Raw genomic sequence first — 17237 nt, forward strand, 5'->3', positions numbered from 1 at the left:
GCCTGTTGCCGCCCCAAACCTGTTAACACTTTGAAGCCAAAGGTTGTCGCACAAGAATTCGTTGGCGAGAGGGCCGACTCGGAAAATGTCGCAGCAGCCGGTGCACGCCGTTTCGGGCAGGCTTATACTCCTGATCAAGTCCGGCTACTGGCTGGCTCTGCTGATCATAGCCGCCATGGTAGTGGCGTCCTTCATCCTGCTGCAACAGGTGATGGCGACCCAACGGCACAATCAGGCGCTGCTCGATATCGTCAGCACACAAAAAGCCCTGTCGCAGCGCATCGTCTTCCTTGCCGGCGCAACAGGCAGCGCCTCGCGCGATCAACAGCACGCCCTGGTTAGCGCGCTCAAGCAAGCGACAGTGGAGTTCGAGAAGAACTACGATCTGCTGCTCGAGCGGACCGCCGCCGATCCGGTGTCGCCGGCAAGATTCGATCCGAAATCGATCGAGAGCGTGCTTTTCGCCAAGCCGTACCATCTCGACTATTTCTCGGTCGGGCTTATCGCCAACGGCAAGCGTCTGATCTCTTCATTCGAATCGCGGCTCAACACGACCGGCAGCGGCGGCTACAAGGGCGGAGAGGAGCGCGTTAATCTGGACGCTTCCGTTGCCAACGCAACATTGTCGGGCTACGCAGCACTCGGCCAGCGCATCAGCGCCTACGCGGACCAGCGCTCCGAAAGGCTCCTCGATCTTCATCGCACATTGTTCTATTCGACCATCGGCGTCATCCTGCTGGTGGCACTTTTCATTTCCCGGCCGATGTCGAATGCCATCTTGCGCCGGACGCGCGAGCTGGTCGATGCACGCAATTCCATGGCCTTCATTGCCGTGCATGACGGGCTGACCGGCCTGCACAACCGTACCTTCCTGACCGACCATTTCGATACGTTCATCAGTGGTGCGCAGCGAAGGCGTGAGCGGGTCGCCGTAGTGCAGTTCGACCTCGACCGGTTCAAGCAGATCAACGACACACTCGGCCACGCCGCTGGCGATTATGTGCTGGTGGTGGCCGCGCAGCGCATGCGCGATTCCTGCCGGACGTCGGATCTCAACGTGCGTCTCGGAGGCGACGAATTCGTTGTCGTCCTCAACGACGCCGGCAGCACCGCGGACATCGATATCGTCGCCAGACGCATGCTGGCCAAACTCAATGAGCCGGTCATCTTCCAAGGCACGACGATCCATCCAGGCGTAAGTGCCGGGATTGCGGTCTACCCCGTCGACGCCGACAATGCGCAGGACCTGCTCGTCCATGCCGATCTGGCACTCTATTCAGCCAAGAGGCAGGGCGGCGGCAGTTTGTCGTTCTTCTCCGATGAGCTGAGGCGCGAACTTGATAATCGCAAGCAGCTCGAACTCGACATCAGGATCGCCATCTCTGAGAAGGCGTTCGAAGTCTATTTCCAGCCGCAGGTGTCGCTGTCGGATGGCGCTATCAGTGGCATCGAGGCTTTGGTTCGCTGGAGGCATGCCGAGCGCGGCATGATCGCGCCGGGCGAGTTCATCCCGATCGCAGAAAAATGCGGCTTGATGCCCGAGATCGGCCGCATCGTTATTGCCAAGGCGATCGACGAAGCAGCCGAATGGAACCGCGCAGGCATCGCCTTCGGACGGATCGCCGTCAATGTGTCCGGCTCGGAGCTGCGCGAGACAGATTTCGAAGTCTTCCTGTTCGGTACGCTGGAGAGGGCTGGCCTGCCCGCGCACAAACTATCGCTGGAGATCGTCGAATCCGTTATTCTCGATGACGAGAAGACCGGTATCGCGGCAAAGCTGCGGCACATCCGCGCCGCCGGCATCCATCTTGAGCTCGATGATTTCGGCACCGGCTACGCATCGCTCAGCCATGTCAATCCAAACGAGATCGACCGGCTGAAGATCGATCGCCGTTTCGTCCAGAACATCAACGAGAACAGCGGCAACACCAAGATCGTGCGTGCCCTCACCGAGCTCGCCCGCGGTCTCGGCATCTCGATCGTCGCCGAGGGCGCCGAAACCGAAGCCGAGCTCGACTCGCTGATGGCGATCGGCTGCGACCAGGTGCAAGGCTATTCCATCGCTTTCCCGATGCCACCGGACAGGGTGCGCGAATGGCTGGTGGCCCGGGCGCCCAAGAAGGCCAGGCTGACGGTGCTGCAGGGCAGCCGGGCGTAGATCCGTCATGGTTCGGGCTTGCGAACCGACCTGATGAGCCGAGGCGGAAGGTCATCCTCATCACCGGGAAATGCTGCCAGCAATTGTCCAATGTTGGGCACACGCGCCAGTTTTTCGTAGTCCTGAAATGACAAAATGACCGCCTGCTTGCGGCCGCGCCGCGTGATGGCCGCCGGTTCTCCCGCGACGACCTGATCGAGCAGCGCCGAGAGTGTAGTCCTGGCATCCTTCAGCGAAATTTCGCGCATAGCGTTTTCCTAGCCTAATTCTAACCTTCGACATTGGCCCGCAGCGCGGCCAGCACCTGTGCAAACTCCGCCAACCTGTCGTCGGATAATCCCTTCCGCAGCCGCTTGTCGAAGGCTAACGCGGCGGTGCGCAATTTCAGGAACAGCGCTTCTCCGGCTTGGGTCAGCTCCACCTGGTGAACCCGGCGATTTTCGGGATCGCGGCGCCGTATCAGCAGGCCTTGCGTCTCCATGGCGTTGAGATGATGGGTCAGTGTTGCGCCCCGAATACCGATCATGCCGGCGAGCTCGCGTTGGTTGGCCAGCTCCCGCGACTTGACCGACAGCAAAGTCACCCAGACCGGCAGCGTGCCCCCCGCCTCGACCAGGGCAGCGTCGAAAGCCTGCGCGACCAGCTTGGCGGTGCGGGCGAGATTCATCCCGATCGGCGGGCGGTCAAAGGGCGTCATGATCCGACACTAGAACAAGGGCAAAGCCTATGGAACCGGCTCGAGCTTATGCGTTGACATCTAATCATTTGATATCTATCCATATGGTTAGCGGTGGGCAAGAGAGGAAATGCGGTCATGCAATATGTCTACATCGTCGTCCTCGGCCTTCACGTCATGGCGGGTGTGTTCTGGGCCGGCACCACCATCGCGGTTGCCCGCGAACCGGAGATCCGGGCGGAACGTTTCTTCCGGCCGCAAATGGGCGCGGCCGGCGTGGTTTTCCTCACGGGTTTGCTGCTCTGGTATTTCTTCCACAACGGCTCCTTCGGCTCGATGGAGAAGGTCCTGGCGCTGGGCATCTTGACTGCCTTGATTGCCGCCGGGGTCCAGGGCGCACTGGTGGGTTCCGCCAGCAGGCAGTTGGCCGGCGCTGATGCGGCGACGCAAACCCAGTTGCGCGCGAAGATGACAAAAGGCGAACGCATCGCCGGCGGGCTGCTGGTCATCACCGTGTTCTGCATGGCTACCGCCAGGATGTTTTGAGCGGCCTGCCGCAATCGCAAGATCGTACGGTGTCCGGCCGCAAGCCGGCGGCGTGCGCGGCGCGCAGAACGAGCCGAAGTACCGTGGTGGCTCTCCGTACGGAGGTTCGGCTGCGCGCCACCAATCAATCCAAAATATTCCTCAGATTCGCAAGCCGAACCTGATGCCGTCATAGATGGCGGCGTGGATGTTGCGCGAGGCTACTGCATCGCCGATGCGGAAGAGCACGAAACCGGCGTGAGGATTGCGCACGGGAAAGATGTCGCCGCCATTGACCAGCTTTTCGTAGTCGATCGCGCCGGCGTTCTTCGACAGCGGCTTCAGCGCCAGATAGAGATCGTCGAGCGGCAGCGTGCCGTGCTCGACCACCACCTGGTCGACGCGGCGCTCTCCGCGCCAGCCATCAGCGAAGTCGGAGGCGAGCTCGGCGATCAGCTGGTTGCCCTCGCGCCGCACCGAACGCAGCCGTGTGTTGATGGTCACCGTGACACCCTTTTCCTGGAAGGCGCGCATGTAAGGCACATGGTTCATGCCGCCCATTTCCGGCGCGAAGAAGCGCTCTGGTGAAACCAGCTCCAGCCTGGCGCCGCTGTTGGCGATCAGTTCGGCAGCACCCATGCCCTGATGGCCGCCATTGTCGTCATAGAGCAGCACGTTCTCGGCCGGCTTGACGCTGCCGGCCATGATGTCCCAGCTCGAGGTGACGAGATCGTCGCCCGCAGTCAGAGGCGGGTTCTGCGGCAGGCCGCCGGTGGCGATCACCACCACGTCCGGCGACAGCGCCAGCACGTCGTCCTTCTCCGCCCAGGTGTCGTAGCGGATCTCGACGCCGAGCCGGTCCAGCTCGGCCAACCGCCAGTCGATGATGCCGATCAATTCCTTGCGGCGCGGGTTCTGCGTTGCCAGCCGCACTTGGCCGCCGGCCTGGCTCGATGCTTCCAGCACCGTTACCTGGTGCCCGCGCTCGGCGGCGACCCGCGCTGCCTCCAGCCCGCCGGCGCCGGCGCCGACCACGACCACCTTTCGCTTCGGTCCCTCGGTTTTCGGGATGATATGCGGGATATCAGCCTCGCGGCCCGTTGCCGCATTGTGGATGCACAGCGCCTCACCGCCCTCATAGATGCGGTCGAGGCAGTAGGTTGCACCGACGCAAGGACGTATCTCGTGCTCGCGGCCCTCCATCACTTTTTTGACGATGTGCGGGTCGGCGATATGGGCGCGCGTCATGCCGACCATGTCGAGCTTGCCGGTGGCGATGGCGTAACGCGCGGTGGCGACGTCGGAAATCCGCGCAGCATGGAAGGTCGGGAATTTCGTCGCCGCCCTCACCTCGCCGGCGAAGTCGAGATGCGGCGACGACCGCATGCCGGTCACCGGAATGACTTTTGTCAGCGCGGCATCAGTCTCGATCGAGCCACGGATGATGTTGAGGAAATCGACCTTGCCGGAGCCGGCCAGCCGCCTGGCGATTTCGACGCCTTCCTGTTTCGACAGGCCTTTCTCGAAATCCTCGTCGGCGACCATGCGGATGCCGACGACGAACTTTTCGCCGACCGCGGCACGCACCGCATCGAGCACCATTCCGGTGAAGCGCAGCCGGTTGTCGAGCGAGCCGCCGAAATCGTCGTCGCGCTGGTTGGTGGCCGGCGACCAGAAGCCGTCCATCAGGTGGCCGTAGGCCTCGAATTCGATGCCGTCGAGGCCGGCAGCCTGGCAGCGCTGGGCGGCCGCCGCGTAGTCGGCGACGATGCGCTCGATATCCCAGTCCTCGATAATCTTGGGAAAGGCGCGATGCGCCGGTTCGCGCACCGGCGAAGCCGACAGCACCGGCAGCCAGTCGGCCTTGTTCCAGCCGGTGCGGCGGCCGAGATGGGTGATCTGGATCATCACCTTGCAGTCATGCTCGTGGCAGGCATCGGTAAGCTCGGCGAGCCACGGCACGATGCGGTCGTCATAGACATGCAGATTGCCGAAGGCGGCCGGGCTGTCGCGCGAGACGATCGCCGAGCCGGCGGTCATGGTCAGCGCCATGCCGCCCTTGGCCTTTTCGGCATGGTAGAGCCGGTACCGCTCCTTTGGCATGCCGTCCTCAGAATAGGCCGGCTCATGGCTGGTCGACATCACCCGGTTCTTCAGCGTCAGATGCTTGAGCTGATAGGGCTGGAGGAGCGGGTCGTTGCTAGTCATCGTCTTCCTGCTGTTTCAAATTGTGCTATTGAGCGGCAAATTTTTGTTTTTACGCATGTCGCTATCCCAAAATCGCTGCGCAGTTTTGGGCGACATGCAGCAAGGAACCTGCTCATGACCGATACGAAAAACCTCACCCAGCTCGGCACCAACGTCGAGGCGCCACAGAGCCCTGAAGCGGCAGTCCTGGAAACCGTGCCATTTTCGCGCGGCGACGGCCCGCCGGCCATCGTTCGCTTCACCTGCCCGGAATTCACTTCGCTCTGCCCGGTCACCGGCCAGCCGGACTTCGCCCATATCGTCGTCGACTACGCACCCGATGCGCTGCTGGTGGAATCGAAGTCGCTCAAGCTGTTCATGACCTCGTTTCGCAACCATGGCGCGTTCCACGAAGAATGCACCGTCATGATCGGCCGCCGCATCATCGCCGCGACCAAGCCATCGTGGTTGCGCATCGGCGGCTACTGGTATCCGCGCGGCGGCATTCCGATCGACGTGTTCTGGCAGACGGGCGCCCCGCCGGAAGGTGTGTGGCTGCCCGACACCGGCGTCGCCCCCTATCGCGGGCGCGGGTGAGCCTGAGTTTCTGAGGAAAATACGTTGCATCAGTTGAGCGGGAGCCGCCGGTAGCGGCCGGGATTGTTCGGGTCGCTGAAATGGCCCATCGGCCCGTGTTCGGCGAAGTGGCCCGCCCAGCGCTTCATCGCAGCCGGATCGAGTTCGACGCCCAGCCCGTCACCCTCCGGCACGCGCACCGTATTGCCCGTCTGGCGGAAAGGACCGTCCTTGATGACATCGCCGATCTGCCAGCGAAACAGCGACTGCGATGCTTCGCTGATCCACGGTGTCGCCGCCACGACGTGCAGATAAGCCGATGTCATGATGCCGAGATCGTTCGAATAGCACCAGAACCCCTTGCCCATCGCCTCACAGGCGGCGATGAATTTCAGAGTTTTCGACAATCCGCCGAGTGCTGCGAAATTGCAGACGAAGTAATCCGGCGCACCGAGCGCGACTGCCCGTCTGAGATCCGGGATGTGCGTGGAGAACGGAATGCGCGAATGCTGGCGCAGCGCTGCCATCTCCTCGAAGGTCGCGACCGGATCCTCGTAATTGCGGATGTTGAACGGCTCGATCTCGCGCAGTACCCAGCGCGCTGTGGTCAGCGACCACTGCATGTTGGAATCGAGTTTGATCTGCGCCTTATCGCCAAGCGCCTCGCGCAGCATGCGCACTGTCCTGATCTCGAGCTCGGGATCGCCCATGATCAGCTTGCCCTCGAAGATCGTCGAGCCGTGCTGTTCTCGCATGCCGAGACAATAGTCGACGATCGCTTCGGCGGCCATCTCGCCGCCGGCTCCGCCTTGAGCGGGGCGAAAGGCGAAATATTCCGAAAACGGAATGTCCTTGCGCACCGCGCCGCCGAGCAGCTTATAGAGCGGCATGCCGAAGACCTTGCCTCTTATATCCCAGAGCGCCAGTTCGATGGCGCCGAACGCCACCGTGGCTGCGTTCTCGCCGGTGTTGGCGGTGATCTGCCAGGGCGGCACACAGCGCGCCTCGCAGTCGGCGATGTCGAGCGGATCGGCGCCAATCAGCGCCGGCGCGATCTCGGCCTTGATCACCTCGCCGAAATGCCACCATGGCGCCTCGCCCAGTCCGACCACGCCTTCGTCCGTCTCGACCTCGATGATCGATTTCGAGGCGCCGCCGTAGAGACCAGCCGTCCACCAGAACGGAGCATCGAGCGGGACGTTGACGTGGGTGACGCGGATGTTGCTGATCTTCATCGGTTCCGTTCTCACTCACACTGGTATTGGCTGAGCGCCCATTCGCCTGTCACCGAGAGCAGGTCCGATATCTTCCAGTCGCCGTCGACCTTTTTGAGCTTCCATTCCAGCCGGTGCGGATTGCCGGAGGCGACGAAAGCGACAACGACCTTGGCCTGGTCGCCCTTGACCGCTTCGATGGTCTTCAGGCTCTTGTCGATCTCCGCCTCGTCGTATTCGGCATTGTCGAGCGCCATGTTGGGATCGAGGCACTCGCCCTGCCCCGACTTCCGCAGCGCGTCGCTCTTGTCCAGCACCGACTTTGCCGGATCGGTGAAATGGCCCCGCTGAGCCGGATCGACCTCGAGCCCGGCATGCTCGTAGAACGGCTTCACCACCGCCGTCGGCGAGCCCGGCTGCAGGGGTGCGGCCGGTGCGTTTTCTGCCAGCGGAGGTGCCGCGTTGTCGGCCGGCGCGTCTGCGGGCGGCGCGCCCAACAGGCCCTGAGCGGCGGCGCTGCTCAATCCGGCCAGCAGGCACGCAGTCGTCAGAACCCAGGGACGGCAGCGGAGCACGGCATCACTCCGGGGTCTGCCCGGCCAGACATTCGAGCGCACTGAGTGTCCAGCCGCTGGTCTTCGAGGTGATGTCGGCGACCTTCCACTGGCCATCGATCTTCCTGAGTGACCAGACCATTTCGCGTTTGGAATCATCGCCTTCCGGGAAAAGGTTGAACGTCGCCGTCACCTTGGCGCTGTCGCCATCCAGCGTTTCGGCCAGCGTCAGCGTCTTGGCCACGGTCTTCTCGTCGTAGTCCTGCGCATCGAGACCAGGGGCGAAGTCGATGCAGGGAACTTCATCCGGATGGTTCTTTGCCGCGTTGTCGTTCAGTTCGAACAGTTTCGTCACCGGCGCGGTGAAGCGGTCGCGATATTGCGCATCGGCCTCGAATTTGACCGACGGGACATAGAAGAACTTCACGGCGTTGGCAGCAGGGCCGGCAAACGCGGCCGCCGGCAAGGCCATCGAAAGCGCGGCAACAAAAAGTGGCAGTTTCATGCGTGTCCCCGATTGTTCACTGACGGAAGCTATCAGTACCACGCATCTTGCCTGTCGGCTTTCTTGCGGTCCATGAAATCCTGCAACGCGTCCTCTGCTGGCAACTCAGGCGTTCAGCCAGACGTTCTGGAGATCCATCTCGAAGGTTTGGTGGACACCGTAGTTCTTCACCTTCTCGTTCATGTGGCTGAACAGCTTCTGCCAAAACGGCTGAATGATGACGCCCGAATCCTGGAGGATCTGCTCGATGTCCTTCATGACCTCGCGGCGCTTTTCCACGTCGATGAGCGAGAGAGCCTGCTTGAGCTTGGCGTCGAAATCAGGATTCGAGTAGCCGGTTTCGTTCCAGGCCTCGCCGGTGCGATAGCCCAGCGCCAACACCTGGACGCCAAGCGGGCGCATGTACCAAATGGTCATGGAATAAGGATATTTGGTCCAGTCGTTCCAGAAAGTCGAACCCGGCAGCACGGTGCGCTTCACCTTGATCCCGGCGTCGCGCAACTGGCCGGCAATAGCGTCGCCGGTATTCTTTTGCCAATCGTCCTCGACGGTGATCAGTTCATGCTCGAAGTCGGCCTGCTTGGCCTCGGCCATCAGCTTCTTGGCGCCCGCGGCGTCACGTTTCTTCTTGGGCAGCGCGAAGTATTCCGGATGAATCGGGCTGACGTGATGGTTTTCACCAACAGTCCCTCGCCCGGCATAGCCAAGTTCGAGCACCGCCTGGTTGTCGACGGCCATTTGCAGGGCGTTGCGGACGCGCTTGTCATCGTAGGGTTTGTGCGTGACGTTGGTCCGGGCAACGAGCGTGGTCGCTGTCGCGACCTCCGATTTTACCAGCCCCATCTTGTCGAGGATGTCTATGAAGTCGGCGGGCGTCTCGAAGTTGAGATCGATTTCGCCGGAGTCGAATGCATTTATCGACGCGTTGAAATCGGTTCCGTAGTCGATGAATTCGACGCCGTCGAGCAGCGCTTCACCGCCCCACCACTTGCCAGTCTCACGACGCTTGACGACCGCTTTCTGGCCGACCGCATAAGACACCAGTTCGAACGGCCCGGTGCCAATCGGCTTCTCGATCGGATTGGCACCGTCGGCGTCGAAGTTGCGATGGACCACCAGCGCCGGATAGTCGGTGAAGTTCGGGATCAGCGAGATGTCCGGCTCGTTCAGCTTCAGCTTGACCGTGTTGTCGTCGACCTTGGTGATCGCGCCATCCCTGGCCTTGCCGGTTTTTGCGTCGATCAGTGCACCGACGCGCGCGGCCATGGAATTGCCGGCTGCAGCCTTTTCGCACCAGCGCGTCAGATTGTAGGCCACATCATCGGCGCCGAAAGCATCACCATTGGTCCAGGTGATGCCCTTGCGCACATGCAGCACATATTCGGTGGCGTCGTCATTGACCTCCCAGCTTTCAAGCAGAACCGGCTCGAAAGTGAACTGGCGGGTGTAGCGGACAAGCGGCTCGAGCCAGCAGCGTGAAATGTTCGCAAGTTCCACCCAGTCGTAGGTGCGCGGGTCCTTTTGTGCCTTCACCGACATCGAAACATGCAGCGTGCCGCCTTTCTTCGGCTCTTCAGCCAAAGCCCGTTCTGGCACGGCAAGACCGATCATGCCGTAGGCAAGGGTCGTCGATGCGCCGAAAGCGCTTGCCAGAGCCAGAAACTCGCGCCGATCCACACGACCTGCACGCGCCTCGCTGGCCATCGCTTCGATGGCGCTCGGTACGCGATCACCATTGCTTCTGAAGAGTGTCATTTTTTCCTCCGTTATGGTTCCCATCGGGTCTTCGCCCGTTATCAACTAACGCTGTCCGGTAGTTTCTCCTCGCGCCGCGCAATCAAATCTTTGAGACCATCGGCGATGCCCTCATCGAGCTTCGGCTCCTCATAATCGGCGAGCATGTTGCGCGCTTTCTCGCGGCCGCGGGTGTCGTGGTCCTTTGCTCCTTCCGCCTTCCACTGTTCGAACGAATTGAAGTCCATGATGCTCGGTATGAAGAAGGCGGACTCGAAATGCTGGAGCGTGTGTTGGGTGCCGAGGAAATGGCCCTGCGGTCCGACCTCGCGGATAGCCGCCATAGCCTCCTTGAAATCGTCGAATGGCAGCCCGCCAGCATATTTGTACCAGCCGACAAGCTGCTCGCAGTCGGTGGCAAATTTCGAATAGCCGCAGGTCAGGCCGGCCTCGAGCCAACCGGCGGAGTGCCAGATGTAGTTGGCGCCGGCAAGGATGGCGGCATGCATCAGCATGTTCGCCTCGTAGCCCGCCTGGGCGTCGTTCAGCTTCGAACCGACATGGAAACCGGACGTGCGCCACGGCAGCCGATACTTCCGCGCCAGCGCGCCCATGAGATACATCATCTGGGCCGCCTCCGGCGTGCCGCCCATGGGAGCGCCGGTCTTCATGTCGACCGTCACCATGAACTGTCCGTAGATCTGCGGCGAACCCGGACGCAAGAGCTGTGTGAACGCGACGCCCGCCAGCGCTTCGGCATTGACCTGCGCGACCGCACCGACTGCAGAGGCCGAAGTCGAGGCGCCGCAAAGGGCGAAGGGCGCGAGGATCAGCGGCTGGTTGTGGCGCGCATAGACTTTCATCGCGTCCAGCATGGTGGCATCCCAGACCAGCGGCGAATTGCAGTTGGTGATCGCCACCAGGACCGGGTTGTCGCGGACATAGTCCTCGCCGAACACGATGCCTGCCATCGCCATCGTGTCTTCGGCTCGATCTTTGGAGGTCACGATGCCCATGAACGGCTTGTCGGAGTGCTTCAGCGCTGAATGGATGATGTGGAGGTGACGCTTCGGCACCGCGATTTCCATCGGCTCGCAGATGATCGAGCTCGACGAATGCAGCGCCGGCGCCATGTAGGCCAGCTTGTGGAAATTGTTGAGGTCGGCGAGTGTGCCGTAGCGCCTGTTGTTGTCGAGGTCGCGCACATAAGGCGCCCCGTACATCGGCACGAAGATGGAGTTGTTTCCACCCACACGTACGGAACGCTGGGGATTCCTCGCATTGAGCGTGAACTCCGACGGGACCTTCGAGACGAGGTCCATCAGCAGGGCGCGGTCGATCCGGACCCTTGTCTCGGAGACATCGGCGCCCGCCGCCTTCCACATTGCGATAGCCTCGTCGTCGCGGAACTCGCATCCCACCTCTTCGAGGATGCTGAGCGACTCCTGGTGGATGAGCTCCACCGCCTCGTCCGGGACCATCTGATACACAGGAATCTTGCGAACCAGGGTCGGAAATGACGCTACGGGAGCTCCCCGCAGCGCCTTGCGCCCCAGGCGGCCACCCGCGCGACGATTGGTATGTTCGCTCACTTCAACGGCCGGTGCGTTCATGGAGGCTCCATCTTCCTGTCTCGATCAATCTAGCCAGACAAAATGCAGCTGTGACGCTGGAAAATCCTGATCTCTTGTATAAGCTCAGCTTATGCGAAGCTTGCGCCATCTGCTGCCCTCGGCCGGCAGCCTGATCGTTTTCGAGGCCGCCGGCCGGCTGTCGAGCTTTACCGCCGCCGGGCGGGAGCTCGGCATGACGCAGGCTGCCGTCTCCTATGCGATCCGTGGGCTCGAGGAGCAGCTCGGCGCCAAACTCTTCCAGCGCCGCCACCGGCAAGTCAGCCTTACCGAGGCCGGCGATCGCTTTCACGCCGACGTCTCGCTCGGCCTGTCGCACATCCGCAAGTCGGCGGAAGATCTGCGCCAGATCGCCGTCGGCGCTCACGTGACGCTCGCCGCCTCGACCGCATTCGCCTCGTTCTGGATGATGCCGCGCCTGCAGCAGTTTCGCGACGAACTGCCGGGCATCGACCTGCGCATCCAGACCGCGGACCGCGATCTCGACATCATCGCCGAAGACATTCCGCTCGGCGTCCGCGGCGGCGAGCCCAAGGAATGGCCGGATTATCATTCGCTGCCGCTGGCCGATGAAGTGATATTCCCCGTCGCCGGCGTTAGTTATGTGGCCCGGTTCGGGCTGCCGGCGAACGTGAAGGACCTTCCATCGCATCGTCTCATTCATCTCGAAGAGCCGTTTCGCGAGGCCGCCAGCTGGGACGAATGGTTCGCCTCGGCCGGTGTCGACATCGCCGATGCGGGGCGTGGCTTGCGCATCAACGACTATGCGCTGGTGATCCAGGCAGTCATGGAAGGGCAAGGCATCGCGCTCGGCTGGGGTCATCTCGCCGAGCGGCTGCTGGCATCAGGGCTGCTGGTGCGCGTCACCGGCCACACAATGACGACCGGCAAGGGCTTTCATGTCATCTGGTCGAGGAACCGCGAGCTCAGCGACAACGCCCGCAAGGTGCGGGACTGGCTGGCGGCGCAAGCGTGAGGCTATCCCACAATGCCCGGTCAAACCGTCACGACGATCTTGCCGAATTGTTCGTTCGACTCGAGATAACGATGCGCCTCGACGATCTGATCAAACGGAAAGGTTCTAGCGATTGCGGGCTTCAGCGAACCCGATTTCAGTCCATCAAGGATGAATGTCTTGGCGGCCTGTAGCCGGGCCGGATCGCGCACGATCTCGTGGACGAGATAGCCGCGCAGCGTCAGCGTCTTGCCTAGCACTGCAGGTAACGGAAAAGGTGTCGGGTCGGGGCTCAAGCCGCCATATTCGATGAGAATGCCGCCTGGCGACATCGCTGCCGTCAGAGGCTCGAAGATCGGCCCGCCGACCGCGTCGAACACCACGCGCACGCCGTCCGGGCCGGCGATTTCCTTCAACCTGGCTTCCAGATCCACCTCTGCCGAGGCGATGACGTGGGCCGCGCCGAACTCAAGCAGAGTCCGCTTCTTGGCGGACGTCCGTGTGACGGCGATCGGCGTCGCGCCAACCAGGTTGGCAATCTGGATCGCCGCCAGTCCGACGCTGCTCGATGCCGCAGTGATGACGACAAAGTCCTTCCTGCCGAGTTTGGCAATGTCGATCAGCGCACCGTAGGCGGTGAGATATTGCATCCACGCAGCGGCGGCCTCTTTCCAGCTCAGCGATGGTGGATGCTTGACGACGAGCTCGGCGGGATATGTGGCAATCTCACCATAGGCAGGCCAGCGGGCCATCGACACTGGCGGCACGATGCTGACGGCATCGCCCGGCGCAAACCCGTCCACGCCTTCGCCGACCGTTTCGACGAGGCCAGCGGCCTCAAGCCCAAGACCGGAAGGCAACGGCGCGGTTTGGATATATCTGCCTGAACGCAGCAACGCCTCGGCCCGGTTCAGACCCAACGCCTTGACACGGATCTGGATCTCGCCTCGTCCCGGCGCAGGCATGTCGACATTCTCGATGCGCAGAACCTCGGGACCACCAAGCTCATAAAAACGAACGACACGCGCCATCGGTCACAACTCCAAAATATTTGAACTGAATAGGCTATGCCAGCGGCGATCGGGCAGATAAATAGCCGCTTGAGTAGATCAGCAGAAACTGTGGGTTTTGAATATGGATCGCCTTACGAGCATGGCCGTGTTCGTCAAAGCCGTCGACCTGGGCTCGTTCGCGGCGGCGGCGGCGGCTCTTGATCTATCCGGGCCGATGGTCGGCAAGCATGTCCGGTTTCTCGAGGAGCGCCTGGGCGTGCGCCTCATCAACCGGACCACGCGCCGCCAAAGCCTGACAGATTTCGGGCGCGCCTATCATGAACGCTGCCGGCTGGTGCTTGCCGAAGCAGAGGCCGCGGATGCGCTCGCCGCCGACCAGCTTGCCGAACCGCGCGGAAAGCTGCGCGTCCTCATGCCGGTGCATTTCGGCCGGCGCTGCGTTGCCCCGATCCTGTTCGGGCTTGCGCAGCAATATCCGGCGCTGGAACTTGACCTGTCGTTCAGCGACGCCCTCGCCGACCTCGCCGAGGACGGCTGCGACCTTGCCATCCGAACGGGCGATCTGGAGGACCAGGCCGGGGTGATGGCGCGGCGCGTCGCGCGCCAGCACATGGTCGTCTGCGCGTCGCCATCCTATCTCGACAGGCACGGCCAGCCGCAGGCGATAGATGACCTCGGCAGCCATCACGCGATCATCTACCGCCGTTCCGGGCGTGCCGTTCAGCCGTGGCTGTTTCCACGCAATGGCCAGCCTGCGACGGAGGTCAGGCTCGCCGGCAGATTGCGGCTCGACGATCTCGATGCCATCGCCGATGCCGCGGCCGCCGGCATGGGGCTCGCCTGGCTGCCATACTGGCTGGTTCGCCAGCGCATTCAGGCGGGCGTACTTGTCCCGCTATTGCCGGAACAGCCGAGGTTTCTCTATGACGCCCATGCGCTGTGGCTGCAGACGCCACATCTGCCGATGAAAGTCCGCCTTGCCGTCGATGCACTGGCGGCAGCGCTGCCCAAGCTCATGAGTTGAAGGCACGGTCGCGGTCAGCTGCGTGGATTTCCTCGAGAACGACCCGACGATTGAACAATAATCTATATGGTAAGATTTCGAATATACAGGAGGTAAACCAGAACAACTGTTAGCGATATCGAAATAACCGTCCAAATAGTGAACAAAATTACTCTTGCAATACGACTCTTTCGACGCTGTATCCATCGAGCGAAGTTTACCATTAAGTAATCTAGGATGACGTCCAAATGTCGCCTCCAACGGCCATTCGCTTCAGATTTTGGCCTTCGCCCGACTAAATCCACTAAGTCAATTGGGGGCCAAGCCCATTCACTTCAACAATATTCCTATCTCTACATCGTGGCGGGACAGCACCCCCCTCTGGCCTGCCGGCCATCTCCCCCGCAAGGGGGGAGATTGGCGGTTCATGCGTCCCGCCAACCTTTGAGACATTGGAGACTGGCGGAGGCCGAGGCGACGTCCGATCTCCCCCCTTGCGGGGGAGATGGCCGGCAGGCCAGAGGGGGGTGGGACGGAGCGCAACGGAGCAGTCTCCCTGCCTTGCAACAATCAACGCTATTCTCCCCCTCCCGCATCGGCCACGAATCCGCCTATAGTGCTGCCATGCCCATCCGCCAGCTTTCCGAAACGATGATCAACCAGATCGCCGCCGGCGAAGTCATCGAGCGTCCGGCAAGCGTGGTCAAGGAACTGGTCGAGAACGCGCTCGATGCCGGCGCCACGCGTGTCGAGATCGTCACCGCTGGTGGCGGGCTGAACCTGATCCGCGTCAGCGACGACGGCTCGGGCATTCCGGAAAAGGAACTGGCGCTGGCGATCGCGCGCCATTGCACCTCGAAGCTCGCCGACAATATTCACGACATCCGCTCGCTCGGCTTTCGCGGCGAGGCCTTGCCGTCGATCGGCTCGGTGGCGCGGCTGTCGATCCGCTCGCGCACAGCGTCCAGTGAAAACGCCGCCGAGATCGGCATCGCCGGCGGCCGCGTCTCCGCCGTCAGGCCGGCGGCGGCCAATCGCGGCACCACGGTCGAGGTGCGCGACCTGTTCTTCGCCACGCCGGCGCGGCTCAAATTCATGAAGGGTGAGCGCGCCGAAGGCTCGGCCATCGGCGACGTGGTCAAGCGCATCGCCATCGCCTTTCCCGCCGTGCGCTTCACGCTGGCCGGCCCGGACCGCTCGACGCTGGAGCTGCCGGCGACCGAGGACAGCCCGGAAGGCCGGCTGCGCCGGGTGGCACAGGTGATGGGCGCCGACTTTCCCGACAATGCGATCGCCATCGACGCGGTGCGGGACGGCGTGCACCTCGCCGGCCATGTCTCGGTGCCCTCCTTCACCCGCGCCAACGCCCTGCAGCAATATGCCTATGTCAATGGCCGCCCGGTGCGTGACAAATTGATCGCCGGCGCCATTCGCGGCGCCTTCGCCGACGTGCTGCCGCGCGACCGCCATGCCGTCACCGTGCTGTTCCTGACGCTCGATCCGGCGATCGTCGACGTCAACGTCCATCCGGCCAAGGCCGACGTGCGCTTCCGCGATCCGGGGCTGGTGCGCGGCCTGATCGTCGGCGCCATCCGCGAAGCACTGGCCCATGCCGGGATCCGCGCCGCCACCACCGGTGCCGCCGGCATGATGGCAGCGTTCCGGCCGGGCGCGGCATCCTATGCGCATGGCGGCCCGGCCAACGGTCACCGCAGTTACGAGGCCGCCTATCGGGCGTCGGGCTTTGCGGGTTTCGACCCTGCCCGTTCGCCGCAGCGGCCGCTCGATATGGGCTCTGCAAATGGCGGCTTCGGCGAGGACGAGCAGGCGGCCTTCGACGCCGGCCCACTGCACAGTGCCGACGCGCGCGCCGGACAGGATCAGGCGGCAGAGACGCTGCTCGGCACGGCATTGGGCGCGGCGCGCGCGCAAGTGCATGAGAACTATATCGTCGCCCAGACCAGGGATTCGCTTGTCATCGTCGACCAGCATGCGGCGCATGAGCGACTGGTTTACGAGGCCTTGAAGAACGCCCTCCACTCACGCGCGGTGCCGTCGCAGATGCTGCTGCTGCCCGAGATTGTCGACCTGCCGGAGGAAGACGCCGAGCGGCTTGCCATGCACTCCGAGACGCTGGCCCGCTTCGGCCTCGGCATCGAGCGCTTCGGCCCAGGCGCCGTTGCGGTGCGCGAGACGCCGTCGATGCTCGGCGAGACCAACGTCCAGCAGCTGGTGCGCGACCTCGCCGACGAGATCGCCGACAATGACACGGTCGACACGCTGAAGGAGCGGCTGGACAGGATAGCCGCGACCATGGCCTGCCACGGCTCGGTACGTTCCGGCCGCCTGCTCAAACCGGAAGAGATGAACGCTCTGCTGCGCCAGATGGAGGCGACGCCCGGCTCCGGCACCTGCAACCACGGCCGCCCGACCTACATCGAGCTCAAGCTGGCGGATATCGAGAGGCTGTTCGGGCGACGGTAAGCATTACCTGCGCAATGCCAAG

15 protein-coding genes are annotated in these 17237 nt (G+C 62.7%); 6 read left to right on the forward strand and 9 right to left on the reverse strand.

What is annotated here, in order from left to right:
* Nucleotides 1–85 precede the first annotated feature (85 nt).
* Entirely contained in the window at nucleotides 86–2158 is a 2073-nt protein-coding gene (locus NKI01_RS05990) for a putative bifunctional diguanylate cyclase/phosphodiesterase (RefSeq protein WP_352962221.1), read from the forward strand.
* A gap of 5 nt (nucleotides 2159–2163) precedes the next feature.
* On the opposite strand, the gene NKI01_RS05995 is transcribed toward NKI01_RS05990, so the two are convergent.
* Nucleotides 2164–2406 carry a type II toxin-antitoxin system Phd/YefM family antitoxin gene (locus tag NKI01_RS05995; RefSeq protein ID WP_023717185.1) on the reverse strand — a complete coding sequence of 81 codons (243 nt, stop codon included), beginning with the start codon at nucleotides 2404–2406 and terminating at the stop codon, nucleotides 2164–2166.
* Nucleotides 2407–2426: 20 nt separating this feature from the next.
* Nucleotides 2427–2855, reverse strand: coding sequence for a MarR family winged helix-turn-helix transcriptional regulator (locus tag NKI01_RS06000; RefSeq protein WP_023717184.1), 429 nt, complete (start codon nucleotides 2853–2855; stop codon nucleotides 2427–2429).
* 117 nt (nucleotides 2856–2972) lie between these two features.
* Between NKI01_RS06000 and NKI01_RS06005 the strand changes: the two genes are divergently transcribed.
* Nucleotides 2973–3380 (forward strand): hypothetical protein, encoded by a 408-nt coding sequence (locus NKI01_RS06005; RefSeq protein ID WP_352962223.1) that lies wholly within the window; start codon nucleotides 2973–2975, stop codon nucleotides 3378–3380.
* Nucleotides 3381–3521: 141 nt separating this feature from the next.
* Here the strand turns inward: NKI01_RS06005 and NKI01_RS06010 are convergent, their stop codons facing one another.
* Nucleotides 3522–5567: an oxidoreductase gene (locus NKI01_RS06010; RefSeq protein ID WP_352481281.1), complete on the reverse strand. Its 2046-nt coding sequence runs from the start codon at nucleotides 5565–5567 to the stop codon at nucleotides 3522–3524.
* A gap of 114 nt (nucleotides 5568–5681) precedes the next feature.
* Here NKI01_RS06010 and queF point away from each other — a divergent pair, with 114 nt between their 5' ends.
* A complete protein-coding gene (gene queF / locus NKI01_RS06015) occupies nucleotides 5682–6143 on the forward strand; it encodes a preQ(1) synthase (RefSeq protein ID WP_352962225.1) in 462 nt (153 codons plus the stop codon).
* A gap of 29 nt (nucleotides 6144–6172) precedes the next feature.
* Here the strand turns inward: queF and NKI01_RS06020 are convergent, their stop codons facing one another.
* The 5 genes from NKI01_RS06020 to NKI01_RS06040 all read right to left on the reverse strand — a co-directional run bounded on the left by NKI01_RS06020 (nucleotide 6173) and on the right by NKI01_RS06040 (nucleotide 11742).
* Complete coding sequence (locus tag NKI01_RS06020) at nucleotides 6173–7357, reverse strand: mandelate racemase/muconate lactonizing enzyme family protein (protein ID WP_352962227.1); 1185 nt, start codon at nucleotides 7355–7357, stop codon at nucleotides 6173–6175.
* 11 nt (nucleotides 7358–7368) lie between these two features.
* Entirely contained in the window at nucleotides 7369–7911 is a 543-nt protein-coding gene (locus NKI01_RS06025) for a hypothetical protein (RefSeq protein WP_352962229.1), read from the reverse strand.
* Between the two features lie 4 nt (nucleotides 7912–7915).
* On the reverse strand, nucleotides 7916–8395 hold the full coding sequence (locus tag NKI01_RS06030; protein ID WP_352962231.1) for a DUF3828 domain-containing protein: 480 nt from the start codon (nucleotides 8393–8395) through the stop codon (nucleotides 7916–7918).
* 105 nt (nucleotides 8396–8500) lie between these two features.
* On the reverse strand, nucleotides 8501–10150 hold the full coding sequence (locus NKI01_RS06035) for an ABC transporter substrate-binding protein (protein ID WP_352962234.1): 1650 nt from the start codon (nucleotides 10148–10150) through the stop codon (nucleotides 8501–8503).
* A 41-nt stretch (nucleotides 10151–10191) separates the two neighbouring features.
* A complete protein-coding gene (locus NKI01_RS06040; protein WP_023717176.1) occupies nucleotides 10192–11742 on the reverse strand; it encodes a trimethylamine methyltransferase family protein in 1551 nt (516 codons plus the stop codon).
* Between the two features lie 91 nt (nucleotides 11743–11833).
* Here NKI01_RS06040 and NKI01_RS06045 point away from each other — a divergent pair, with 91 nt between their 5' ends.
* Nucleotides 11834–12736 (forward strand): LysR substrate-binding domain-containing protein, encoded by a 903-nt coding sequence (locus tag NKI01_RS06045; RefSeq protein ID WP_023717175.1) that lies wholly within the window; start codon nucleotides 11834–11836, stop codon nucleotides 12734–12736.
* Between the two features lie 20 nt (nucleotides 12737–12756).
* On the opposite strand, the gene NKI01_RS06050 is transcribed toward NKI01_RS06045, so the two are convergent.
* Nucleotides 12757–13746, reverse strand: a complete 990-nt coding sequence (locus NKI01_RS06050) for a zinc-dependent alcohol dehydrogenase family protein (protein WP_023717174.1) — start codon at nucleotides 13744–13746, stop codon at nucleotides 12757–12759.
* Nucleotides 13747–13849: 103 nt separating this feature from the next.
* Here NKI01_RS06050 and NKI01_RS06055 point away from each other — a divergent pair, with 103 nt between their 5' ends.
* Both NKI01_RS06055 and mutL read left to right on the forward strand, forming a co-directional pair.
* Nucleotides 13850–14752 carry a LysR family transcriptional regulator gene (locus NKI01_RS06055; RefSeq protein WP_023717173.1) on the forward strand — a complete coding sequence of 301 codons (903 nt, stop codon included), beginning with the start codon at nucleotides 13850–13852 and terminating at the stop codon, nucleotides 14750–14752.
* A gap of 603 nt (nucleotides 14753–15355) precedes the next feature.
* Nucleotides 15356–17215 (forward strand): DNA mismatch repair endonuclease MutL, encoded by a 1860-nt coding sequence (mutL, locus tag NKI01_RS06060; protein ID WP_352845216.1) that lies wholly within the window; start codon nucleotides 15356–15358, stop codon nucleotides 17213–17215.
* Nucleotides 17216–17237: the final 22 nt, after the last annotated feature.

This window comes from Mesorhizobium sp. M0815, assembly GCF_040319995.1.
Classification (GTDB): domain Bacteria; phylum Pseudomonadota; class Alphaproteobacteria; order Rhizobiales; family Rhizobiaceae; genus Mesorhizobium.

Coding starts and splice junctions, on each gene's coding strand:
- NKI01_RS05990 (WP_352962221.1), top strand. CDS start 86: ATGTCGCAGCAGCCGGTGCACGCCGTTTCGGGCAGGCTTATACTCCTG.
- NKI01_RS05995 (WP_023717185.1), bottom strand. CDS start 2,406: ATGCGCGAAATTTCGCTGAAGGATGCCAGGACTACACTCTCGGCGCTG.
- NKI01_RS06000 (WP_023717184.1), bottom strand. CDS start 2,855: ATGACGCCCTTTGACCGCCCGCCGATCGGGATGAATCTCGCCCGCACC.
- NKI01_RS06005 (WP_352962223.1), top strand. CDS start 2,973: ATGCAATATGTCTACATCGTCGTCCTCGGCCTTCACGTCATGGCGGGT.
- NKI01_RS06010 (WP_352481281.1), bottom strand. CDS start 5,567: ATGACTAGCAACGACCCGCTCCTCCAGCCCTATCAGCTCAAGCATCTG.
- queF (WP_352962225.1), top strand. CDS start 5,682: ATGACCGATACGAAAAACCTCACCCAGCTCGGCACCAACGTCGAGGCG.
- NKI01_RS06020 (WP_352962227.1), bottom strand. CDS start 7,357: ATGAAGATCAGCAACATCCGCGTCACCCACGTCAACGTCCCGCTCGAT.
- NKI01_RS06030 (WP_352962231.1), bottom strand. CDS start 8,395: ATGAAACTGCCACTTTTTGTTGCCGCGCTTTCGATGGCCTTGCCGGCG.
- NKI01_RS06035 (WP_352962234.1), bottom strand. CDS start 10,150: ATGACACTCTTCAGAAGCAATGGTGATCGCGTACCGAGCGCCATCGAA.
- NKI01_RS06040 (WP_023717176.1), bottom strand. CDS start 11,742: ATGAACGCACCGGCCGTTGAAGTGAGCGAACATACCAATCGTCGCGCG.
- NKI01_RS06045 (WP_023717175.1), top strand. CDS start 11,834: ATGCGAAGCTTGCGCCATCTGCTGCCCTCGGCCGGCAGCCTGATCGTT.
- NKI01_RS06050 (WP_023717174.1), bottom strand. CDS start 13,746: ATGGCGCGTGTCGTTCGTTTTTATGAGCTTGGTGGTCCCGAGGTTCTG.
- NKI01_RS06055 (WP_023717173.1), top strand. CDS start 13,850: ATGGATCGCCTTACGAGCATGGCCGTGTTCGTCAAAGCCGTCGACCTG.
- mutL (WP_352845216.1), top strand. CDS start 15,356: ATGCCCATCCGCCAGCTTTCCGAAACGATGATCAACCAGATCGCCGCC.